We start from the raw sequence: 19,690 nt of genomic DNA, 5'->3' as shown, positions 1-19,690 counted from the left end.
TTCACACATAACGAACAATCAGGACAAACACTACGAGGAGGAGTTCTCGTACCGCCAAGCTACCGCTGCGACAGGAATCACTCCATCCCACAAGGTGACTCGCATCGCCTTATCGAGCGAAAATCAGTTAGCATAGGTCAACTAATTTTGACCGTTCGAAGTCAACGAAGACGCGACCTTCCCTGGTTGGAGTGATAGAAGTGACGTCTGCCCAGCAGACGGTGGACGCGCCGGCGGCACCGAATCGCCGGCACAAGCGGACCTGGTCGGTCGAGGAACTCGGTCCGCGCTACAAGTGGATCGCGCTTTCCAACACCACGCTCGGCATGCTGATGGCCACCATCAACAGCTCGATCGTGCTGATCGCCCTGCCGGACATCTTCCGCGGCATCCACATCAACCCGCTGGAATCGGGCAACACCAGCTACCTGCTGTGGATGATGATGGGCTTCCTCGTGGTCACCGCCGTGCTGGTGGTGGGCTTCGGCAGGCTCGGCGACATGTACGGCCGCGTCCGCATGTACAACCTCGGCTTCGCTGTCTTCGCCATCTCCTCGGTCTTTCTCGCCATCACCTGGATGGACGGTCCCACCGCCGCGATCTGGCTGATCGCCTGGCGTGTCGTCCAGGGCGTCGGCGGCGCCTTCCTGATGGCCAACTCGAGCGCGATCCTCACCGACGCCTTCCCGCTCAAGCAGCGCGGGCTCGCGCTGGGCATCAACGGTGTCGCGGCGATCGCGGGCTCGTTCCTCGGCCTGGTCATCGGCGGTCTGCTCGGCCCGGTCGAATGGCGCCTGGTGTTCCTGGTGTCGGTGCCCTTCGGCGTGTTCGGCACCATCTGGGCCTACCTCAAACTGCACGACACCAGCGAGCGGCACCGCGCCAAGATGGACTGGTGGGGCAACCTCACCTTCGCCGTCGGCCTCATCGCGGTACTGGTCGGCATCACCTACGGCATCCAGCCCTACGGCGGCCACACCATGGGCTGGACCAGCCCGATGGTGCTGTCCTGCCTCATCGGCGGCGTCGTCGTGCTGATCATCTTCGGGATCATCGAGACGAAGGTCGCCAACCCGCTGTTCAACCTCGGCCTGTTCAAGATCAAGGCCTACACGTTCGGCAACGCGGCGAACCTGCTCGCCTCGCTCGGCCGTGGTGGCCTGCAGTTCGTGCTGATCATCTGGCTGCAGGGCATCTGGCTGCCGCAGCACGGCTACAGCTTCGAGAAGACCCCGCTGTGGGCCGGTATCTACATGCTGCCGATGACGATCGGCTTCCTCATCGCGGCCCCGATCTCCGGCATCATCACCGACCGGATCGGCGGCCGCCTGCTGGCCTCCGGTGGCATGATCGCGACCGCGGTGAGCTTCGTACTGCTGGAGATCCTGCCGGTCAACTTCAACTACTGGGCCTTCGCGGCGATCCTGCTCGTCAACGGTCTTGGCATGGGCCTGTTCGCCTCGCCGAACCGGGCCGACGTGATGAACAGCCTGCCCGCCAACGCCCGTGGCGCGGGCGCCGGCATGACCGCGACGTTCCAGAACTCGGCGATGGTGCTGTCCATCGGCTTCTTCTTCAGCCTGATGATCGCCGGCCTGGCCAACCACCTGCCCGGCGCGATGTTCCAGGGCCTGACCCAGCACGGCGTGCCCGCGGACGCGGCGAGCGGGGTGGCGAACCTGCCGCCGGTGGGCGTGCTGTTCGCGGCGTTCCTGGGCTACAACCCGATCGAGCAGCTGCTGGGCGGGGTGCTGCCCCAGCTGCCCGCCGACCAGGCCTCGTTCCTGACCGGGCGCAGCTTCTTCCCGAACCTGATCTCCTCGCCGTTCTCCGACGGCCTGACCGCCGCGTTCTGGTTCGCGATCATCGTGTGCGTGATCGCGGCGGTGTGCTCGTGGCTGGTGGGCAAGCCGAAGCCGGTCGCGGCGTCCGCGCCGCACGAGACGGTGGGCTCGGAACTGGCCGCCGAGGCCGGTGAACTGGTCGACGTGTCGGCCTCGGACGCGCCGACCGTGCGCCGTCCGGCGATCGCACCGGGACGGCCGGGCGAGATCAGCGGCAGGCTGAGCACCCCCGGCGGGACGGGCGTCTCCAGCGCCGTGATCACCGTGACCGGGCACGACGGCATGCAGGTCGGCCGCGCCAAGGCCGACGAGCGTGGCGGTTACGCGCTCGACGGGATCAAGCCGGGCACGTACACCCTGATCGTGACGGCACCGGGATTCCAGCCCACCGCCGCGTCGGTGACGGTCAACGGGTTGGGCGCGGTGCACGACTTCGTGATGCAGGGCGGCGGCGTGGTCACCGGGAGCGTGCTGCGCTCCGACGGCGTCCCGGTGTCCGGCACCGCGGTGCTGGCCACCGACGGCACCGGGCAGGTGGTCGGCCAGACCAGCACCGCGCACGACGGCAAGTTCCTGCTCAGCGGGCTCCCGGCGGGCGAGGTGACGGTCACCGCGAACGTCGACAACCACCGGCCCCGTGCGGTCACCGTGCTCACCGGTTCCGCCGAGCCGGCGTCGGTGGACCTCGTGGTGGAGGCCGTCGGCACGCTCTTCGGCGTGGTGACCGGGCCGGAGGGCACTGCGCTGCCCAACGCGACGGTCACCATCAACAACGCCGTCGGAGCGGTCGTCGCCACCACCGTCACCGACACCGAGGGCCGCTACGAGCTGCACGATCTGGAGCCCGGCGAGTACACGGTCGTGACGAGCATGTACGAGCCCGCGGTGCGCCAGGTCGATCTCAACTCCGGCGAGTCCACCACCGTGGACGTCGATCTGGTCAGCGGCCAGCGGGCGGAAGCGGCGTCATGACCGAGGACGGCATTCCCAGGCAGAACCGCCGCGCGATCGGTATTTCCGGGTGCGTCCGCGACTCCGAAGGCGTGCCCGTGACCGGCGCCGCCCTGACCCTCGTGGACTCCTCCGGGCGCCAGATCTCGCGCAGTGCCACCGGATCCGGCGGATCCTTCGAACTGGCCGCTCCCGGCCGGGGTTCCTACGTGCTGATCGCGTCGGCGCCGGCGCACCAGCCCGAGGCGGTGACCGTGACCGTCGCCGACAGCCAGGTACGGCTGGAGATCACGCTGCGCGGGGCCAGTGGCCTGCGCGGCGTGATCCGCGCGGCGGACACCGGCGTGCCGATCATGGACGCCGCGATCACCCTCACCGACATGCGCGGCGAGGTCGTGGATTCGCGGCTGTCCGGGCAAAGCGGCGAGTACACCTTCGCCGCGATCGCGCCCGGCACGTACACGCTCGCGGTGAACGCGCCGAACTACCGGCCCAGCGCGCTCACCGTCACCATCGGCGAGTCCTCACCCACCACACAGGACGTGGAACTCGCCGACGGCGCGGTGATTCACGGTTCGGTGCGGCTGCCCGACACGCAGCCACGGCCGGCGATCACCGTGACGCTGCTGGACGAGGCGGGCCAGGTGGTACGTACCGCGCTCGCGGACGAGACGGGGCGCTACGCTTTCCATGATCTCGATCCGGGTTCCTACACCGTGGTCGCCACCAGCTACGCTCCTTCGCGCCGGCCGATCCGCATCGGTGACGGGGAACGGACCAGACTGGACATCCAGTTGGTATAGGCCTTTTCGGCGAAATTCCGGTAGGTAACGGTCTGGACACGGACGCGAGTCTCTGATTGCATGATGCAGCCGAACCGGCCGGACGAGAAAGCTGGGGTAGATGGCCACGCGGGCTCGAGAACTGCTGAACCGCTCACGCGCACTGCTGGACCGCTCTCGCGAAGCAGCGGCGCAGTTCCTCAACGGACCACAGGCGGATCAGGCGCGGCCGAGGTTGGTGATCGAACCGCCGCCGGCCGCGCCCGTCGCGGCGGGCACCGACGACACGCTCGCCGCGATCTGCGCGAACGTCGCGCTGCGTGACCTCAACCTGGTGGACACCCTGCTGTCCCACCTGGAGGACCTGGAGGCCAAGGAGGAGGACACCGACCGGCTCGCGGAGCTGTACCGGCTGGACCACCTCGCGACGCGGCTGCGGCGCAACGCGGAGAACCTGCGTGTGCTCGCCGGCCGCGACGCCAGCGATTCGACGTCGGAAACATCGTCGCTCGTCGACGTCGTGCGCGCGGGCATGTCCTCGATCGACCACTACTCGCGCGTCACGATCGGCCGCGTCGTCTCGCTCGGCGTCGTCGGTTTCGCCGCCGAGGACCTGAGCCGCCTGCTGGCCGAACTGCTGGACAACGCGACGAAATCCTCGCCGCCCAACGCTCCGGTCCGGGTCAGCGCGCATCTGACCGAAAAGGGCAGCGTGCTGATCCGCATCGAGGACGAAGGCATCGGCCTGCCGCCGGAACGCCTGCGCGAGCTCAACGAGCGACTCTCCGACGCGCCCGTGCTCGACGACGCCGCGGTGCGGCACATGGGCCTGGCCGTGGTGCGGCGGCTCGCCGACCGGCACGAGGTCCGCGCGTGGCTCGACCGCCGCGTTCCGCACGGCACCACCGCCACGGTGCTGCTGCCCGCGTCGCTGGTGAGCGAACTTCCCGAGGCCAGCTGGTCCGGTGCGCAGACGGTGGTCTTCCCGCAGGCCGGGCAGCGCCCGCCCAGGCATTCGGCCGAGAACTCCGGCGGCGGTGCGCGCACGAGCACGCTGCCGCGGCGCACGGCCACCGAGTCACCGGCCCCGCGGCCCGCTCCCGCGCCCACCCCACGCCCGCCGGTCATCGGCGGCACCACCGCGAGCGGCCTGCCACGCCGGGTTTCGCAGAGCATCAAGAACCCCAACGGGAACCCCGTGCCGGCACCGGCCGAGGACAAGCCCGCCACCGACCGCAAGGCCGGGCACGACAAGCTGCTCGCCGACCTCGACGCCTTCTCCGACGGGGAACGCGCGGCACGGCAGGATCAGCGGCAGGACAATCAAAACGGCGAGGACACGCAGCAGTGACGGACGAGAACCGCCCGGCAGGGCAGGATTTCACCTGGCTCATCAACGATTTCGTCCGCACCGTGCACGGCGTGACACATGCGCTGATCATGTCCTCCGACGGCTTCCCGCTGACCGCGTCAGAGAAGATGAGCACCACCGAGAGCGAGCAGCTCGCCGCGATCTCCAGCGGCCTGCTCAGCCTCGCCGGTAACAGCGCGGCGCTGTTCGACAAGGGCACCTGCGAACAGATCATCATCCGGCTCTCGCACGGCTACTTCCTGTTCATGGGCATCGACAGCGGCGCCGGGCTCGCGGTGCTGACCGGTCCCGACTGCGATATGAAGGTCGTCGCCTACGAGATGACGCAGTTCGTCACCAACGCCGGACACGCGCTGACCCCCGAGACACGGGCGGATCTGCGCCGCGTGCTCACGGCCCGCCGCCCGCTCGGCTAGGAGGGAAGCTGATGGCAGACCAGGAGACGGGCGAGCCGGTGCGCAAGCTCCGCAGCAGGCGGATCCGGCCCTACGCACTGACCGGGGGCCGCACGAAGGCCCGCCACCAGTTGCTGGTGGAGACGCTGGTTTCGGTGCCCAGCTACGATCCGTCGCTCGCGGACAAGCTGATGCCCGAGTCCAGAGCCCTCTACGAGCGGGCGAGGTCGCAGGTGTCGATCGCCGAACTGTCCTCGCTGCTCGAGGTACCGCTGGGCGTGGTGCGGGTACTCATCAGCGATCTGGCCGCACAGGGGGCCGTGTTCATCCATCCGACCGCACACGCGTATCACCATGATCGGAACGTGCTCGAGAGGATCCTCAATGGACTCAAGCAGCTACCCGTCTGACCCGGGGGCGCTCACGATCTCGGCGAAGATCGTGGTGGCCGGGGGCTTCGGCGTCGGCAAGACGACGCTGGTCGGGTCGGTGTCCGAGGTTCCGCCCATCAACACCGAGGCCTGGATGACCGAGGCCGGTGCCGGTGTGGACGATCTGCCGCCCGACGGCGGCAAGACCACGACCACCGTCGCGATGGACTTCGGCCGCATCACGCTGGATCAGGACCTGTTGCTGTACCTGTTCGGCACGCCCGGCCAGTCCCGCTTCTGGTTCCTGTGGGACGACCTCTCGCGTGGCGCGCTCGGCGCGATCGTGCTGGTCGACACGCGGCGGCTGGACCAGTCCTTCGCCGCGATCAACTACTTCGAGCACGATTCGGACCTGCCGTTCATCGTGGCGGTCAACCTGTTCGACGGGGAGCTGCGGCACGACCTCGCCGAGGTCAGGGAGGCGCTGGACCTGCGCCCCGAGATCCCGCTGATCACCGTCGACGCCCGCGACCCCAAATCGACGGCGGAGGCGTTGCGGGAACTGGTCTCCCACACGCTGTCGCTCGCCGAGATCTCGGATTCCGGGAGGATTCGCGCCAATGCGTAAGGTCCTGATCGTCGGTGCGGGCCAGTCCGGCCTGCAGCTCGCACTGACCTTGCGGGAACACGACTACGACGTCACGTTGATGTCGGCCCGCACACCGGAGGAGATCCGCGGCGGCTGGGTCACCTCCACCCAGTGCATGTTCGCCAACGCGCTGCAGACCGAGCGGGACCACGGGCTGAACCTGTGGGACGACGTGGCGCCCAAGATCGGCGGCCAGGGCTTTTCGCTGGGCCAGCCCGACGGCACGCGCGTGCTCAACTGGATGGGCGACTGGAACGCCGGGTTCGCGCAGTCCATCGACCAGCGGGTCAAGATGGCCGCCTGGATGGAACTGCTCGAGGAACGCGGCGGCAAGGTGATCATCCACGGGGTGACCACGTCCGACCTCAACGCGCTCGCCGGGATGTACGAACTGGTGATCGTCGCGGCAGGCAAGGGCGAACTGGTGCAGCTGTTCGACCGCGATCCGTCGCGCTCCCCGTTCACCAAACCCCAGCGCGCACTGTCGGTGTCCTATGTGCACGGTGCGGAGTCCCGGCCGGAAACGCCGGGCGCCACCGACGTGTGGATGAACGTGGTGCCCGGGATCGGCGAGCACATCTCGATTCCCGGCTACACGCTCTCGGGTCCGTGCGACATCCTTTACGTGTCCGGCATTCCCGGCGGCCCGCTGGACTGTTTCTCCGACCGGCCGCCCGCCCAGGAACAGCTGCGGCGGCACCTGGAGCTGTTCAAGCAGTACATGCCGTGGGAGTACGAGCGCTACCGCAACTGCGAGATCACCGACCCGAAGGGCGTGCTGACAGGCGGCTACCCGCCGGTCGTGCGGCATCCGGTCGGCGAGCTGCCCTCGGGCACGTTCGTGCTCGGCATGGCCGACGTGGTGGTGGCCAACGACCCGGTCACCGGGCAGGGTGCGAACAACGCGGCGAAGTGCGCGGCGTCCTATTTGGACAGCATTCTCGCGCACGGGGACAAGCCCTTCGACCGCGAGTTCATGCAGGCGACGTTCGACAAGTACTGGGAGTACGCCAAGCACGTCACGCGCCTGACCAACACGATGCTGATGCCCCCGCCCGAGCACATCCAGCAGATCCTCGGCGTGGCGCAGACGAACAAGACCGTCGCCGACCGCTTCGCCCACGGCTTCAACGATCCGCCGGACATGGACGAGTGGTTCTTCGAGCCGGAGAAGGCGCAGGCCTACCTGGCGTCGGTGGCCTGAGGACCGCTCAGCGCGGGGCATACATGATGACGGCGACGCCGGCGAGGCAGATCAGCGCGCCGAGCACGTCGAACCGGTCCGGCCGGAAGCCGTCGGCGAGCACGCCCCACGCGAGCGAGCCCGCGACGAACACCCCGCCGTAGGCGGCGAGGATCCGGCCGAAGCTCGCGTCGGGCTGCAGGGTCGCGACGAAGCCGTACAGCCCGAGTGCGAGTACACCGCCGCCGGTCCAGAGCCAGCCGCGGTGCTCGCGCACGCCCTGCCATACCAGCCATGCCCCGCCGATCTCCAGCAGCGCGGCGAGGACGAACAGGGCGATCGAGCGCAGGACGGACATGCGCTCATTCTCGGCGGTGGCGCTCGGTGACCGGGTGGCGGCTCTGCGCTTCTCAGGTTTTTCATGGCCCGGCCGAAGAAAGCTCTCAGGCGCCGGGCGTTCACTGGAAGCATGACCTACTACCCACCGCAGGCGCCGACACCGCCGCCGCAGCCACCGCACCGGGGACCCGGCCCGCTGCGCACTCTCGCCCTGACGCTGGGCGCGGTCACCCTCGCCGCGCTGGTCGGGGTCGCCTTCCTGGTATCCGGACTGAACAAGGCACCGGTCAACCGGGCGCTCGCCCCGCAGGGCAGCGGCTCCGGTTCCAGCTCCGCGAGCAGCTCGCTGCAGTCCATGAACGCGCAGGCGGTCGCGGGCAAGGTCAGCCCCGGCCTTGTCGACATCAACACCACCCTCGGCTACCAGAACGGCCAGGCCGCCGGTACCGGCATGGTGCTGACCTCCTCCGGCGAGGTGCTGACCAACAACCACGTCGTCGAGGGCGCCACCAGCATCTCGGTGACCGACGTCGGCAACGGCAAGACCTACACCGCGAAGGTCGTCGGCTACGACCGCACCGAGGACGTCGCCGTGCTGCAACTGGACAACGCGTCGGGGCTGGAGACCATCAAGACCGGTGACTCCGGTTCGGTCAAGGTCGGCGACGCCATCGTCGGGCTCGGCAACGCGGGCGGCAACGGCGGCGTCCCCAGCGTCGCGCCGGGCACCGTTTCCGCGCTGGACCAGGACATCACCGCCAGCGACGAGAGCAGTGGCAGTTCCGAGCAGCTCAAAGGCCTGATCGAGGTCAACGCCAACATCCAGTCCGGTGACTCGGGCGGCGCGCTGGCCAACACCTCCGGCCAGGTCATCGGAATGAACACGGCCGCGTCCACCGGCTACTCGCTCGGACCGCGCCGGGGCGCAGGACGCGGCAGCACCGGCGGCACCGGCTTCGCGATTCCGATCAACCAGGCGTTGCAGATCGCGAACCAGATCGAGTCCGGCACCGGCACCGACACCGTGCACATCGGCTCGTCGGCATTCCTCGGCGTGTCCGTCAGCGACGGGCAGCAGGGCGCCCTGATCCAGCAGACGGTCTCGGGCGGCGCCGCCGAGCAGGCCGGGCTGACCGCCGGCGACACGCTGAACGCGATCAACGGCAAGACGGTCGACTCGGCCACCACCCTCACCGAGCTGATGGACACCTTCCACCCCGGCGACAAGGTCACGCTGAGCTGGACCGACCAGAGCGGGCAGCAGCAGTCCGCCGACGTCACCCTCGCGCAGGGCCCGGTCGGCTGAGACAGCGCAAGATTGGAGAAGACTCCGGCGTCGCGGCGACCTACCGTGAAACGACACGGGAAGGAGCCGCGATGTCTGGCGTACGGGTACTGGTGGGCACGCGCAAGGGGGCGTTCGTGCTGACCTCGGACGGCAAGCGGGAACAGTGGGACATCAGCGGTCCCCATTTCGCGGGCTGGGAGATTTACCACCTCGCCGGCTCGAAGGCGGACCCGGACCGCGTGTTCGCCGCACAGAACACCAGCTGGTTCGGGCAGCACATCCAGCGCTCCGACGACGGCGGCAGAACGTGGGAGCCGGTGGGCAACGAGTTCACCTACGAGGGCACGCCCGGCCCGCACCAGTGGTACGACGGCACGCCGCATCCGTGGGAGTTCGCGCGGGTGTGGCATCTGGAGCCGTCGCCGACCGATCCGGACCTGGTCTACGCAGGTGTGGAGGACGCCGGCCTGTTCCGGTCCAACGACGGCGGGCAGAGCTGGCAGGAGCTGCCGGGGCTGCGGGGGCACAGCACGAGCATGTCGTGGCAGCCGGGGGCGGGCGGGCTGTGCCTGCACACGATCAAGCTCGACCCGAGCGACCCGGAGCGGATGTTCGTGGCGGTGTCGGCGGCGGGCGCGTTCCGCAGCGACGACACGGGCAAGACGTGGAAGGCGATCAACCGGGGCCTGAGGTCGGAGGGGATTCCGGATCCGGACGCCGAGGTCGGCCACTGCGTGCACCGGCTGGCGCAGCACCCGGCGCGGCCGTCGACCTTGTACATGCAGAAGCACTGGGACGTCATGCGCACCGACGACGCCGGGGACTCGTGGTACGAGATCAGCGGCGACCTGCCGACGGACTTCGGTTTCGCGATCGACGTGCACGCGCACGACCCGGACACCGTGTACGTGGTGCCGATCAAGAGCGATTCGGAGCATTTCCCGCCCGAGGGCAGGCTGCGCGTGTACCGCAGCCGCGCCGGTGGTCAGGAGTGGGAGCCGTTGACGAAGGGGCTGCCGCAGAGCAACTGCTACGTCAACGTGCTGCGTGATGCGATGGCCGTGGACTCGCTGGACGAGTGCGGCGTGTACTTCGGCACCACCGGCGGCCAGGTGTACGCCTCGGCGGACGCCGGGGACAGCTGGACGCCGATCGTGCGGGACCTGCCCGCCGTGCTCTCGGTCGAGGTCCAGACCCTGCCATGATCAGGGTGGTGCTGCCGACGCATCTGCGCAACCTGGCGCGGATCGACGGCGAGGTGACGCTGGAGCTGACCGGGCCGGTCACGCCGGCCACGGTGCTGGACGCGCTGGAGTCGCGCTATCCCGTGCTGCGCGGCACCATCCGCGACCACACCACGCTGCGGCGCAGGCCGTTCGTGCGGTTCTTCGCGTGTGAAGAGGACCTCTCGCACGAACCACCGGACACGCCGCTGCCCGAGCCCGTCGTCGCGGGAAAGGAGCCCTTCCTGGTCGTGGGCGCGATGGCCGGGGGTTAGTGCGTGGACCGGCCCGCGTTGAAGCGGGCCCGGTAGCGCTCGCGGGCCTCGTCGAGCAGTTCGGGCGCGATCCACGCGATCGGCTGAATGTCGGCCAGCAGCGGCTCGTTGTCGGGTCCGAAGTCCGTTTCGCGGCCGGTCAGCAGCCACGGGCGCGCGCCTTCGTGCACCTCGCGCAGGTACTGGCAGATGCGCCGGGCGAGCCAGTCCGCCACCGGGCGTGTCCACCAGCCCGGCGGCTCCAGCGAGTTGGCCGACACGCCCGGCATCAGCAGCCCGCTCTCGTGATCGGTGCTCGGATGCGCCGCGTCCGCCTCGGGACCCGGTGAGTAGCGGACATACAGTGGCGTGCCGGTCTCGATGAGATCGGCGAGCTCGGTCAACCCGTGCACAGTGAACACTTCACCGAAATGCCCGCGAAACGCCACCGCTAACCGCAGGCACCTTCGACGATCCGGTCGTACCATGTCGTAGCGGCGTCCCGAACCGAAGCCACATGGGAAGTGCCGGAAGGTCGTGATCACCATGACGGACAACATCTCCGCACGAGCGAGCGAGCCCGAGACCTGGGATTCGAGGCTCGAGCACTACCGACACGCCGCGGTCGAGGTTCTCGCGCGGCACCTGCGCACGGGCACCCGCTGCCAGGCCTGCGGGCAGCCGTGGCCGTGCCGGGCGGCGTGCGCCGCCGAAGCGACACTGGAACTGTGAACCGCTACTAGAATCGCGGCGTGCCAAGACCGAGCAGCACCGTGGTGGTGGTCGCCGGAGCCGGGGCCGCCGAGATCCTGCCGCGGCTGGACGGGCTGGCGAACGTGCGCGCCGCCGCGGTCGAGAAGTCCGCGAGCGAACTCGTCGCCCAGGCCCACGCCGCCTATGTCGTGCACGACGCCGACCCGCTGGCCGACCTCGCGACGGCATGGACGGACTACTTCGACGGTGCCGCCACGCCCGGCACGCTGGAGGTCGCGGTCGAGAGCACGCTCGCGGCGCTGCGTTCGGGCGCGGCGCTGCTGCCCGACTACTACGTCGTGCTCGATCCGGAATCCCTGCCACCGACGAGAAAACACTGGTGGCTCGGCGTGCTCGCCGGAGTTTCGCCGAGCCGGGTGGTCCCGTGCGCGGCCACGGCGGGCGCTGTGGCCGGTGCGCTCTCGCGGCTGCCTTCGGGCCGCTGGTGGCCTGACCCGCCCGACGAGTGGCTGCGCGGCCTGCCCCGCGCCGTGCCCGACCGCGTGGGACTGCCCTGAGCCCACCGTCCACTTCAGACGCCGAGAATTTCCCTTACCAGCCCGCCAGTACGGTTTCGAACGCCAGCTCCGCCGCGCCCAGCAGGTTCGCATCCGAGCCCAGTTTCGACGTCACCACACGGGTTCCGCCCAGGGCCCGGCTCACCAGGCTGCTTTCGCGGACCTTGCGTTCGACTCGTTCGACGACCGGCGCCGGTAACGCGGTGAACAAGTCACCCAGCACGACCAGTTGCGGGCACAGCAAGTTCACGACGTTGCCCAGCCCGAGCGCGAGCCATTCGGTGAACTCGTCCAGCCGTTCCAGTTCCGCTTCGCCGCGGGCGGCCAGCGCACGCAACTCGGCGACGATCGCGCCGACCGGGGAGTCCTCCTCCAAGCCCAGCGCCCGGCACAGCGCGCTCTCCCCGACCTCGGTCTCCCAGCAGCCCTTCGAACCGCAGTAACACTGCCGCCCGCCGGGCCGCACGACCATGTGCCCGACCTCGCCGATGTGGTGCCCGCCCGCCCCGCGCAACGAAACGCCGTTGGAGATCACGCCTCCGCCGACTCCGACCTCGGCGCTGACGTAGACCATGTCGTCCACGGCACGCGCCGCGCCGCGCAGGTGTTCGGCCAGCGCACCCAGTTCGCCGTCGTTGCCCATGTGCACGGGCAGTTTCAGCGCGTGCGACAACCAGGCTCCCAGCGGCACGTCGCTCCAGTGCAGGTTCGGTGCCTCGTGCACGAAACCGTCCGCGTGCCGCACCACACCGGGCACCGACACGCCGACCGCGACCGGGCTGGCGTCCTCTTCCGCGATCAATGGCCCGTAACAGTCCATGATCTTGGTGAAGACCTCACGCGGTTCGCGCCGCTTTTCCTCACGCACGCGCCAGCTGTCCCGGCCGAGGATCTGCCCGCCGATACCGACCAGCGCCATCGCGGCCCGGTCGACGCGGATGTCGATCGCCAGCACCACCGCGGCTTGTGGCTGCGGCAGCACCAGCAGCGACGGGCGGCCCGCCCCGCTGCGCTGGGCGGGCACCCGTTCCTCGACCACGCCGTCTTCGGCGAGACCGTCCACAAGCGCCTTGATGGTGCTGCGGTTGAGGCCCAGCGCCGTGGCCAGTTTGGCCCTCGTCGCCGGGCCGTCCACATGCAACCGGCGCAGCAGTGCCGCGCGATTGTGGCGACGAACGTCGTCCGGGCGTGTCCCGGCGGTGGGTGTGCTCGTCACCTCGGCTTCCCCGCTACTGGTACGTCTCCCGCTGTCCTGATCACCGTCAGCGCGCCGCCGCGCGCTTGCGCGACAACGCGTCCACAGTAGCCGCGATCAGCAGCACCAGGCCGGTGATGATGTTAACGGTGTCCGCCTGGTACCCCAGCAGCCCGAGACCATTCTGGACGGTCGCGAGCACGAGACCACCGATGACGGCGTCGCGGATACGGCCACGGCCACCGAACAGCGAGGTACCACCGATCACCGCGGCACCCACCGCGAACAGCAGCGTGTTGCCGTTGCCCGCGTTGCCGTCCACCGAGCCCACCTTGGAGCTGTAGACGATCGCGCCGATCGCCGCGACCGACGAGCAGATCACGAACACGCTCATCCGGATCTTGTCGACCTTCACACCGGCGCGGCGCGCGGCCTCCTTGTTGCCGCCCACCGCGTACACGTGCCGCCCGTAGCGCGTGCGGTCGAGCACGAACGTGCCCACGACCAGCAGCACCAGGATGATCGGGATGACGTAGGGCACGCCCTGGATCGTGGTGAGGTTCGGGTTCGGCGAGCGGTTGAGGTTGAGCAGGTACGTGGCCACCGCGCCGAGCACGACGACCGCACCGGCCTTGATCACGATCAGCGTCGTGGGCTGTGCGACCAGGCCGTGCCGCAGCCGGGAGTAGTGCCGGAACAGCACGACCGCCGCGTACCCGCCGCCCGCGACGACGAACAGTATCCAGCTGCCGAGCACGTTGAGGTTGCCGTTGGCGACCTCGAAGAGCACGTTGCTGTCCCGGATCGGGATCGTGCCGCCCTGGCCGACGAGTGCCAGCACCACGCCGTACCACGCGATGAACAACGCCAACGTCACCACGAACGCCGGGATGCCGATCTTGGACACCAGCGCGCCGGTGAGTGAACCGATGACCGCGCCGACGCAGACCGCCAGCAGCATCTCCACCCACGGGTTGGCCGGAATGCCGAGCAGAAAGATCAGCGCGGCGATCGCGGCCAGGCCCGCGCCGATCCAGATCCGCATCAGCACGCACAGCACGATCGCGACCACGGAACCGACCACGAAGCCGTAGAACATCGTGCTGCCCATGGCGCCGAGCAGGTTGCCGTGCTGGGTGAAGTGCAGTGCCAGCACCGAGGCCGCCACACCGGAGGCGGTGCCCGCGGACAGGTCGATCTCGCCGAGCAGCAGCACCGGCACGATGCCCATCGCGATGATGGTCTGGCCGCCGCCCTGCGCGAACAGGTTCGCGATGTTGTTCAGTGTCAGGAACGAATCCGACAGGCCGGTGAACACGAGTACCAGCACGAGCAGGCCGAGCAGGGCAGGCAGGGCGCCGAGTTCGCCGCCGCGCAGCCGCCGGAAGTAGTCGCCGATCGCCTCGCTCGTGGTGCGCGACGTGGTGTCGATGCCGAAGTCGGTGATCGCGGCATCGGAGGCGGGTTGCTTGAGGGGGGTCTCTGTCATGTTCTTTCCTAAACCGCCGCGACTTCGGGCCGTGCCAGTCCGAGATCGCCGGACCTGCCCGCGGTGATCAGTTCGACCACCTGGTTGTTGGTGACTTCCTTGGCCGCCACGTCGGCGGCGAGCCTGCCCAGGTAGAGGACCGCGATCCGGTCGGCGACCTCGAAGACGTCGTTCATGTTGTGGCTGATCAGCACGACGCCGAGGCCCTGTTCGGCCAGGCGCCGCACCAGGTCGAGCACCTGGCGGGTCTGCGCGACACCGAGCGCGGCGGTGGGCTCGTCGAGCAGCACCACCTTGCTGTTCCACAGCACCGCCTTGGCGATGGCCACGGTCTGCCGCTGCCCGCCGGAGAGCGCGGACACCGGCGTGCGCACGGACTTCACGGTGCGCACCGACAGCGACGCCAGCGTCTTGCGGGCGGCCAGTTCCATCGAGGCCTCGTCCAGCAGGCCGGCGCTGGTCTTCTCCCTGCCGAGGAACATGTTCTGGACGATGTCCAGGTTGTCGGCCAGCGCGAGATCCTGGTAGACGACCTCGATCCCGAGCGCCGCGGCCTCACGGGGATTGTGGATGTGCACCGGCTCGCCCTCGAAGAGGATCTCGCCGCTGTCCGCCCCGTGAATGCCGGCGATGCACTTCACCAGCGTCGATTTCCCGGCGCCGTTGTCGCCGACGAGCGCGGTCACCTCTCCCGGCCGCACCGAGAGGTCCACGTCGTGCAGGACGTGGACCGGGCCGAAGCTCTTGTTCACACCGCGCAGCGCGAGGATCGGCTCGTTCACCGCGGTACCTCCACATCGTTGGGAAGTGCTGCCGCGAGAAGTATGGCCTTCCCGCGGCAGCACAAGGGGATCTGTCAGGAAATGCCGAGCTGGGCGCACACCGGCGCGGCGGTGTCGGTGCAGATCTCACTCGCCTTGACGTAGCCCTGGTCGACGACGGTCTTGACCTGGTTCTTGGTGATCGGCTGCGGGGTCAGCAGCACGGACTTGACGTCGCGGTTGCCCGTCGGGTCCTTCGAGGTCGCGGTCGCGATTTTGTCGGCGCCCGCGGTGTCGCCCTTGACCAGCGCGGCGGCCAGTTGCGCGGTAGCGTCGGCCTCCTGCTGGATCGGCTTGAAAACGGTCGAGTACTGGGTGCCCTGCAGGATGGCCTTGAGACCGGCGGCGCTGGCGTCCTGCCCGGTGACCGGGACCTTGCCGGCGAGGCCGTTCTTCTGCAGCACGGTGATGATGGCGCCGGCGAGGCCGTCGTTGGCCGCGAGCACGCCGTCCACCTTGCCGCCGTTGGCCGAAAGCATCTGCTCGAAGCGGTTGCCGCCCAGCGCGTTGTCCCAGCCGTCGATCGCCTGGCTGGCGACCAGCTTGAGCGCGCCCGAGTCGTACAGCGGCTTGACGACGTTTTCCTGCCCGTTGTGGAACAGGGTCGCGTTGTTGTCGGTGGGCGAGCCCTCGACCTCGATGACCTGGGCGCCCTGCTTGCCCGCCAGCGCCTCCTTGAGCGAGGTGCCCTGCAGCTCGCCGACGCGGACGTTGTCGAAGCTGACGTAGTAGTCGGCGCTGCCGCCGAGGTTGAGCCGGTCGTAGTCGATGACCGGGACGCCCTGCTGCTTGGCCTTGCGTTCCACGGTCGCGCCGACGTCGCCGCTGGGCGCGGCGATGATCAGCACCTTCACGCCCTGGCTGAGCATGCTGTCGGCGTACTGCGAGAACTTCTGGTTGTCGCCCTGGGCGTTCTCGATGATCGGATCGAGGCCGGCCTTGGTCAGCGCGGCCTGCAGCATCGGCTGGTCGAAACCGGCCCAGCGGGCCGAGGTCGCGGTCTCCGGGAGGATCACGCCGACCTTCGGGCCGCCACCGCCCGAACCGGCGGGCTGGCTGCCGCTCGAGTTGTTCGAGCTGTTGGCCCCGCACGCGGTGAGCACCAGCGTCGCGCCGGCGCCTGCCGCGAGCAGGGCAAGGGTCCTTTTGCGCTTCATTGCGTCCCCTTGAGAGGAAATGTTGTGGTCGGCAACATTCGAATGTTGTGCGCGACAACATACTTCCGGATCGAGGTCGAACGGAAGGCCCTTCATGTTCACGAACAGGTAACAAAGGTCCGGTTCGTGCCGGTCACGAACCCGGACCGGCGATCAGCTGCGCTGCGTGACCGCGTGTGCGAGCGTCGTGTCCACGAACGCCTGTGTCGCCGCGGTGATCGGCCCGCTCCGGTACACCAGCCACTGCGGCAATCGCTCCGGCGGGTCGAATCGGTACACCTCGGCGCCCGCCCGGCGGGCCAGCTCCTCCCAGCCGTCGGGCATCAGCGCGGCCCCGATGCCGCGCAGCACCATCGGCAGCAGCACGCCGCGGTCCCCCACCTCGGCGGCGACGTGGAGATCGCCAACGGTCGCGGCGAGCCGGTCGAACCGCGTCCGCACCGCCGTCGTGGGCCGCGTGACCACGAAACTCATGCCGCGCAGATCGGTGGGCCGGATCGTGTCAGCAGTGCCCGCCCCGCTGCCGGGCGGCGCGACCAGCAGGAACTCCTCGTCCCGCAGGTGGTGGGCGACAAGACCCTGGCCGGCGGGCCGCTCCGCGCTGCCGCACACCCCGGCCTCGCACCGCCCGCGCAGCACCATCGCGGCCACCTCGGCCGCCGACAGCGCGGATGAGGTACTCACCGTGACGCCCGGATACCGCCGGCGCAGCTTCGCGACGACGCTGATGACCGGCTCCAGCCCGGACGACGAGGTCGCCGCGACGTCGACCCGTCCCGCGACGCCCTCGCCGACGGTCTGTGCGGCGGCCCGCAGCGCGTCGAGGTCGCGCAGCACCAGCCGGGCACGGTCGGCGAGCAGTTCGCCCGCGTTGCTGAGCACGGCGTTGCGGCCGATCCGGTGGAACAGCGCCACGCCGAGATCGCGTTCGAGCTTCCCGATCGCGCGCGACAGCGACGGCTGCGCGACCCGCAGGGCCCGCGCCGCGTTGGTGAAGCCGCCGTGCTCGACGATCGCGACGAAGTACTCCAGCTGCCTGCGTTCCATAGCCGAACGCTATCGAAGTGGTGTCACGGATGTCTTGGACGTGCCGCGGCGTCCGGAGCGATACTCCACGCGTGATCACGACGCGACCGACCCTGCAGGGCACGTTCGGGATGGCGTCGTCCACGCACTGGCTCGCCTCGGCCACGGCGATGGCGGTGCTCGAGGACGACGGCAACGCTTTCGACGCGGCGGTCGCGGCCGCCTTCGTGCTGCACGTGGTCGAACCACACCTCAACGGTCCCGGCGGCGAGGTGCCGATCATTCTCGCGCCCGCCGGGCGGGCGCCGGAAATCCTTTGTGGACAAGGCCCGGCCCCGGCCGGTGCGACGATCGAGCACTACCTCTCGCTGGGTCTTGACCTGGTGCCCGGTACCGGCCCGCTGGCCGCCGCCGTGCCCGGCGCGTTCGACGCGTGGATGACGTTGTTGCGCGACCACGGCACCAAACGGCTCGCCGACGTGCTGTCCTACGCGATCGGGTACGCCGAGCGCGGCCATCCCGCGGTGGAGCGGATCGGCGAGACCGTCGAAACGGTGCGGGAGCTGTTCGAGACCGAGTGGACCACCTCGGCCGAGATCTACCTGCCCGGCGGCAACGCGCCCGCGCCCGGCGAGCTGCTGAAAAATCCCGCACTCGCCAGGACCTGGCAGCGCCTGATCGCCGAAGCCGAGGCGGCCGGATCCGGCCGGGAACAACAGATCGAGGCCGCCCGCCGGGTCTGGCGCGAGGGCTTCATCGGTGCGGCGCTGGCCGGGTCGGCCGCGCGATCCACAATGGACACCTCCGGCGATCGGCACGCGGGCACGCTGACCGGTGACGACCTCGTGAACTTCTCCGCATCCTACGAGGACCCGGTCACCTACGACTGGAACGGCTGGACGATCGCGAAACCGGGACTGTGGAGCCAGGGACCGGTGTTCGCGCAACAACTCGCGCTGTTGCCGGAGGAGCTGGAGTACGGCACGCCGGAGTACCACCACACGCTGATCGAGGGCTCGAAGCTCGCCTTCGCCGACCGCGAGGCCTGGTACGGCGACTGCGCCGAGGTGTCGCTGGACACGCTGCTTTCCCGGCCCTACAACGAAACCCGCCGTGCGCTGATCGGCCGGGACGCCTCGTGCGAACTGCGGCCGGGAAGTCCGGACGGCCGGGCGCCGCGACTGAGCGAACACGCCACGTTCGTCGCCTCAGGCGGTACGGTGGACGTGCCGGCGGGCGCGGGCGAACCGACGGTCGCCAAGGACGGCGCGACCCGCGGCGACACCTGCCATCTCGATGTCGCCGACCGGTGGGGAAACCTGGTCGCGGCGACACCGAGCGGCGGCTGGCTGCAGTCGAATCCGGTGGTGCCGGAGCTCGGTTTCCCGCTGGGCACGCGATTACAGATGGCCTGGCTGGAACCGGGACTGCCGAACTCGCTGACACCGGGCAAACGTCCACGGACGACACTCACCCCGTCGATGGCACTGCGCGACGGGCAGCCGGTGCTGGCGTTCGGGACACCGGGCGGTGACCAGCAGGACCAGTGGAACTTCCACTTCTTCCTCGCCGTCGCGCTGCGGGCGAAGGTGCGCGGCGGGCTGGATCTGCAGGGGGCGATCGACGCGCCGAACTGGCACCACGACAGCTTCCCGGGGTCGTTCTATCCGCGGGTGATGGCGCCGGGTGAGGTGACCGTGGAATCGCGGATCGGCGAGGACGTCATCGCCGGGCTGCGCCGCCGGGGACATCGGGTTACCGTCGGTGGGCCGTGGTCGGAGGGCCGGTTGTGCGCGGTGGCGCGGGATCCGGAGACCGGCGTGCTGTCCGCGGCCGCCAACCCCCGCGGCATGCAGGGATACGCGTCCGGCCGGTGACCCGGCCGGTGGCGGGAGAACAGCGGTTCACCATCCCCGGATCGCTGTTCTCCCTCCCCCGGCGTGCCCCGTCTCGCGGCGGCGACATACCCGAAACGTACAGAACCAGATTGTTTTTTCCCGTTTTGTTTCCTGAACTACGCTGCGCGAACCCCGGTTTCGACACAGCGTGAGCGTTAGTTGCTGCTCATATCGGAAAAGAA

The 19,690-nt window shown here is 69.3% G+C and carries 20 protein-coding genes; 13 read left to right on the top strand and 7 right to left on the bottom strand.

Translation table 11 applies throughout. The features are described 5' to 3' along the window. The first annotated feature begins 326 nt into the window (after positions 1-326). From HFP15_RS43855 to HFP15_RS12090, 7 genes are all read left to right on the top strand, one after another. Entirely contained in the window at positions 327-2,816 is a 2,490-nt protein-coding gene (locus HFP15_RS43855) for an MFS transporter (RefSeq protein ID WP_210717150.1), read from the top strand. Beyond that, positions 2,813-3,598: an MSCRAMM family protein gene (locus HFP15_RS12115; protein ID WP_168514740.1), complete on the top strand. Its 786-nt coding sequence runs from the start codon at positions 2,813-2,815 to the stop codon at positions 3,596-3,598. The genes HFP15_RS43855 and HFP15_RS12115 overlap by 4 nt, the downstream gene beginning before the upstream one ends. Positions 3,599-3,698: 100 nt before the next feature. After that, positions 3,699-4,928, top strand: coding sequence for a sensor histidine kinase (locus HFP15_RS12110; RefSeq protein ID WP_168514738.1), 1,230 nt, complete (start codon positions 3,699-3,701; stop codon positions 4,926-4,928). Further along, on the top strand, positions 4,925-5,365 hold the full coding sequence (locus HFP15_RS12105) for a roadblock/LC7 domain-containing protein (protein WP_168514736.1): 441 nt from the start codon (positions 4,925-4,927) through the stop codon (positions 5,363-5,365). The genes HFP15_RS12110 and HFP15_RS12105 overlap by 4 nt, the downstream gene beginning before the upstream one ends. An 11-nt stretch (positions 5,366-5,376) precedes the next feature. Then, on the top strand, positions 5,377-5,754 hold the full coding sequence (locus HFP15_RS12100) for a DUF742 domain-containing protein (protein WP_168514734.1): 378 nt from the start codon (positions 5,377-5,379) through the stop codon (positions 5,752-5,754). Beyond that, positions 5,729-6,343: a GTP-binding protein gene (locus HFP15_RS12095; protein ID WP_168514732.1), complete on the top strand. Its 615-nt coding sequence runs from the start codon at positions 5,729-5,731 to the stop codon at positions 6,341-6,343. The genes HFP15_RS12100 and HFP15_RS12095 overlap by 26 nt, the downstream gene beginning before the upstream one ends. Further along, positions 6,336-7,568 carry a styrene monooxygenase/indole monooxygenase family protein gene (locus HFP15_RS12090; RefSeq protein ID WP_168514730.1) on the top strand — a complete coding sequence of 411 codons (1,233 nt, stop codon included), beginning with the start codon at positions 6,336-6,338 and terminating at the stop codon, positions 7,566-7,568. Before HFP15_RS12095 ends, HFP15_RS12090 begins: the two co-directional genes overlap by 8 nt. 7 nt (positions 7,569-7,575) lie before the next feature. On the opposite strand, the gene HFP15_RS12085 is transcribed toward HFP15_RS12090, so the two are convergent. Further along, complete coding sequence (locus HFP15_RS12085) at positions 7,576-7,905, bottom strand: YnfA family protein (RefSeq protein ID WP_168514728.1); 330 nt, start codon at positions 7,903-7,905, stop codon at positions 7,576-7,578. Positions 7,906-8,016: 111 nt separating this feature from the next. Between HFP15_RS12085 and HFP15_RS12080 the strand changes: the two genes are divergently transcribed. The 3 genes from HFP15_RS12080 (at position 8,017) to HFP15_RS12070 (ending at position 10,672) form a co-directional block, all read left to right on the top strand. Then, complete coding sequence (locus HFP15_RS12080; protein ID WP_246271621.1) at positions 8,017-9,192, top strand: S1C family serine protease; 1,176 nt, start codon at positions 8,017-8,019, stop codon at positions 9,190-9,192. A 71-nt stretch (positions 9,193-9,263) separates the two neighbouring features. Beyond that, positions 9,264-10,379, top strand: coding sequence for a WD40/YVTN/BNR-like repeat-containing protein (locus HFP15_RS12075; protein WP_168514724.1), 1,116 nt, complete (start codon positions 9,264-9,266; stop codon positions 10,377-10,379). After that, positions 10,376-10,672 carry a MoaD/ThiS family protein gene (locus HFP15_RS12070; protein WP_168514722.1) on the top strand — a complete coding sequence of 99 codons (297 nt, stop codon included), beginning with the start codon at positions 10,376-10,378 and terminating at the stop codon, positions 10,670-10,672. The genes HFP15_RS12075 and HFP15_RS12070 overlap by 4 nt, the downstream gene beginning before the upstream one ends. Here HFP15_RS12070 and HFP15_RS12065 read toward each other — a convergent pair. Next, positions 10,669-11,064 (bottom strand): DUF6098 family protein, encoded by a 396-nt coding sequence (locus HFP15_RS12065; RefSeq protein WP_376768867.1) that lies wholly within the window; start codon positions 11,062-11,064, stop codon positions 10,669-10,671. The genes HFP15_RS12070 and HFP15_RS12065 overlap by 4 nt on opposite strands. A 133-nt stretch (positions 11,065-11,197) precedes the next feature. On the opposite strand from HFP15_RS12065, the gene HFP15_RS12060 reads away from it, so the two are divergent. Next, positions 11,198-11,383 (top strand): hypothetical protein, encoded by a 186-nt coding sequence (locus HFP15_RS12060; protein WP_168514718.1) that lies wholly within the window; start codon positions 11,198-11,200, stop codon positions 11,381-11,383. Between the two features lie 20 nt (positions 11,384-11,403). Continuing rightward, entirely contained in the window at positions 11,404-11,922 is a 519-nt protein-coding gene (locus tag HFP15_RS12055) for a hypothetical protein (protein WP_168514716.1), read from the top strand. Between the two features lie 34 nt (positions 11,923-11,956). Here HFP15_RS12055 and HFP15_RS12050 read toward each other — a convergent pair whose 3' ends face one another. The 5 genes from HFP15_RS12050 to HFP15_RS12030 form a co-directional block, all read right to left on the bottom strand. Next, positions 11,957-13,138, bottom strand: coding sequence for an ROK family protein (locus HFP15_RS12050; protein ID WP_168514714.1), 1,182 nt, complete (start codon positions 13,136-13,138; stop codon positions 11,957-11,959). Between the two features lie 46 nt (positions 13,139-13,184). Then, entirely contained in the window at positions 13,185-14,606 is a 1,422-nt protein-coding gene (locus HFP15_RS12045; protein ID WP_168514712.1) for a sugar ABC transporter permease, read from the bottom strand. 8 nt (positions 14,607-14,614) lie between these two features. Then, a complete protein-coding gene (locus HFP15_RS12040; protein ID WP_168514710.1) occupies positions 14,615-15,388 on the bottom strand; it encodes an ATP-binding cassette domain-containing protein in 774 nt (257 codons plus the stop codon). A gap of 74 nt (positions 15,389-15,462) precedes the next feature. Further along, positions 15,463-16,584 carry a sugar ABC transporter substrate-binding protein gene (locus tag HFP15_RS12035; RefSeq protein WP_168514708.1) on the bottom strand — a complete coding sequence of 374 codons (1,122 nt, stop codon included), beginning with the start codon at positions 16,582-16,584 and terminating at the stop codon, positions 15,463-15,465. Between the two features lie 153 nt (positions 16,585-16,737). Beyond that, on the bottom strand, positions 16,738-17,631 hold the full coding sequence (locus HFP15_RS12030; protein WP_168514706.1) for a LysR family transcriptional regulator: 894 nt from the start codon (positions 17,629-17,631) through the stop codon (positions 16,738-16,740). Positions 17,632-17,702: 71 nt separating this feature from the next. On the opposite strand from HFP15_RS12030, the gene HFP15_RS12025 reads away from it, so the two are divergent. Then, positions 17,703-19,487 carry a gamma-glutamyltransferase family protein gene (locus HFP15_RS12025; protein WP_168514704.1) on the top strand — a complete coding sequence of 595 codons (1,785 nt, stop codon included), beginning with the start codon at positions 17,703-17,705 and terminating at the stop codon, positions 19,485-19,487. Positions 19,488-19,690: the final 203 nt, after the last annotated feature.

The organism is Amycolatopsis acididurans, assembly GCF_012328925.1.
In the GTDB taxonomy this organism is placed as follows: Bacteria; Actinomycetota; Actinomycetes; order Mycobacteriales; family Pseudonocardiaceae; genus Amycolatopsis_E; species Amycolatopsis_E acididurans.
This window is presented reverse-complemented; position numbering and strand designations above follow the sequence as displayed.

What these genes read in the sequence shown, in the direction of transcription:
- HFP15_RS43855 (WP_210717150.1), top strand. Translation starts at nt 327, where the DNA reads ATGCTGATGGCCACCATCAACAGCTCGATCGTGCTGATCGCCCTGCCG.
- HFP15_RS12075 (WP_168514724.1), top strand. Translation starts at nt 9,264, where the DNA reads ATGTCTGGCGTACGGGTACTGGTGGGCACGCGCAAGGGGGCGTTCGTG.
- HFP15_RS12070 (WP_168514722.1), top strand. Translation starts at nt 10,376, where the DNA reads ATGATCAGGGTGGTGCTGCCGACGCATCTGCGCAACCTGGCGCGGATC.
- HFP15_RS12035 (WP_168514708.1), bottom strand. Translation starts at nt 16,584, where the DNA reads ATGAAGCGCAAAAGGACCCTTGCCCTGCTCGCGGCAGGCGCCGGCGCG.
- HFP15_RS12080 (WP_246271621.1), top strand. Translation starts at nt 8,017, where the DNA reads ATGACCTACTACCCACCGCAGGCGCCGACACCGCCGCCGCAGCCACCG.
- HFP15_RS12095 (WP_168514732.1), top strand. Translation starts at nt 5,729, where the DNA reads ATGGACTCAAGCAGCTACCCGTCTGACCCGGGGGCGCTCACGATCTCG.
- HFP15_RS12045 (WP_168514712.1), bottom strand. Translation starts at nt 14,606, where the DNA reads ATGACAGAGACCCCCCTCAAGCAACCCGCCTCCGATGCCGCGATCACC.
- HFP15_RS12110 (WP_168514738.1), top strand. Translation starts at nt 3,699, where the DNA reads ATGGCCACGCGGGCTCGAGAACTGCTGAACCGCTCACGCGCACTGCTG.
- HFP15_RS12090 (WP_168514730.1), top strand. Translation starts at nt 6,336, where the DNA reads ATGCGTAAGGTCCTGATCGTCGGTGCGGGCCAGTCCGGCCTGCAGCTC.
- HFP15_RS12100 (WP_168514734.1), top strand. Translation starts at nt 5,377, where the DNA reads ATGGCAGACCAGGAGACGGGCGAGCCGGTGCGCAAGCTCCGCAGCAGG.
- HFP15_RS12085 (WP_168514728.1), bottom strand. Translation starts at nt 7,905, where the DNA reads ATGTCCGTCCTGCGCTCGATCGCCCTGTTCGTCCTCGCCGCGCTGCTG.
- HFP15_RS12030 (WP_168514706.1), bottom strand. Translation starts at nt 17,631, where the DNA reads ATGGAACGCAGGCAGCTGGAGTACTTCGTCGCGATCGTCGAGCACGGC.
- HFP15_RS12060 (WP_168514718.1), top strand. Translation starts at nt 11,198, where the DNA reads ATGACGGACAACATCTCCGCACGAGCGAGCGAGCCCGAGACCTGGGAT.
- HFP15_RS12115 (WP_168514740.1), top strand. Translation starts at nt 2,813, where the DNA reads ATGACCGAGGACGGCATTCCCAGGCAGAACCGCCGCGCGATCGGTATT.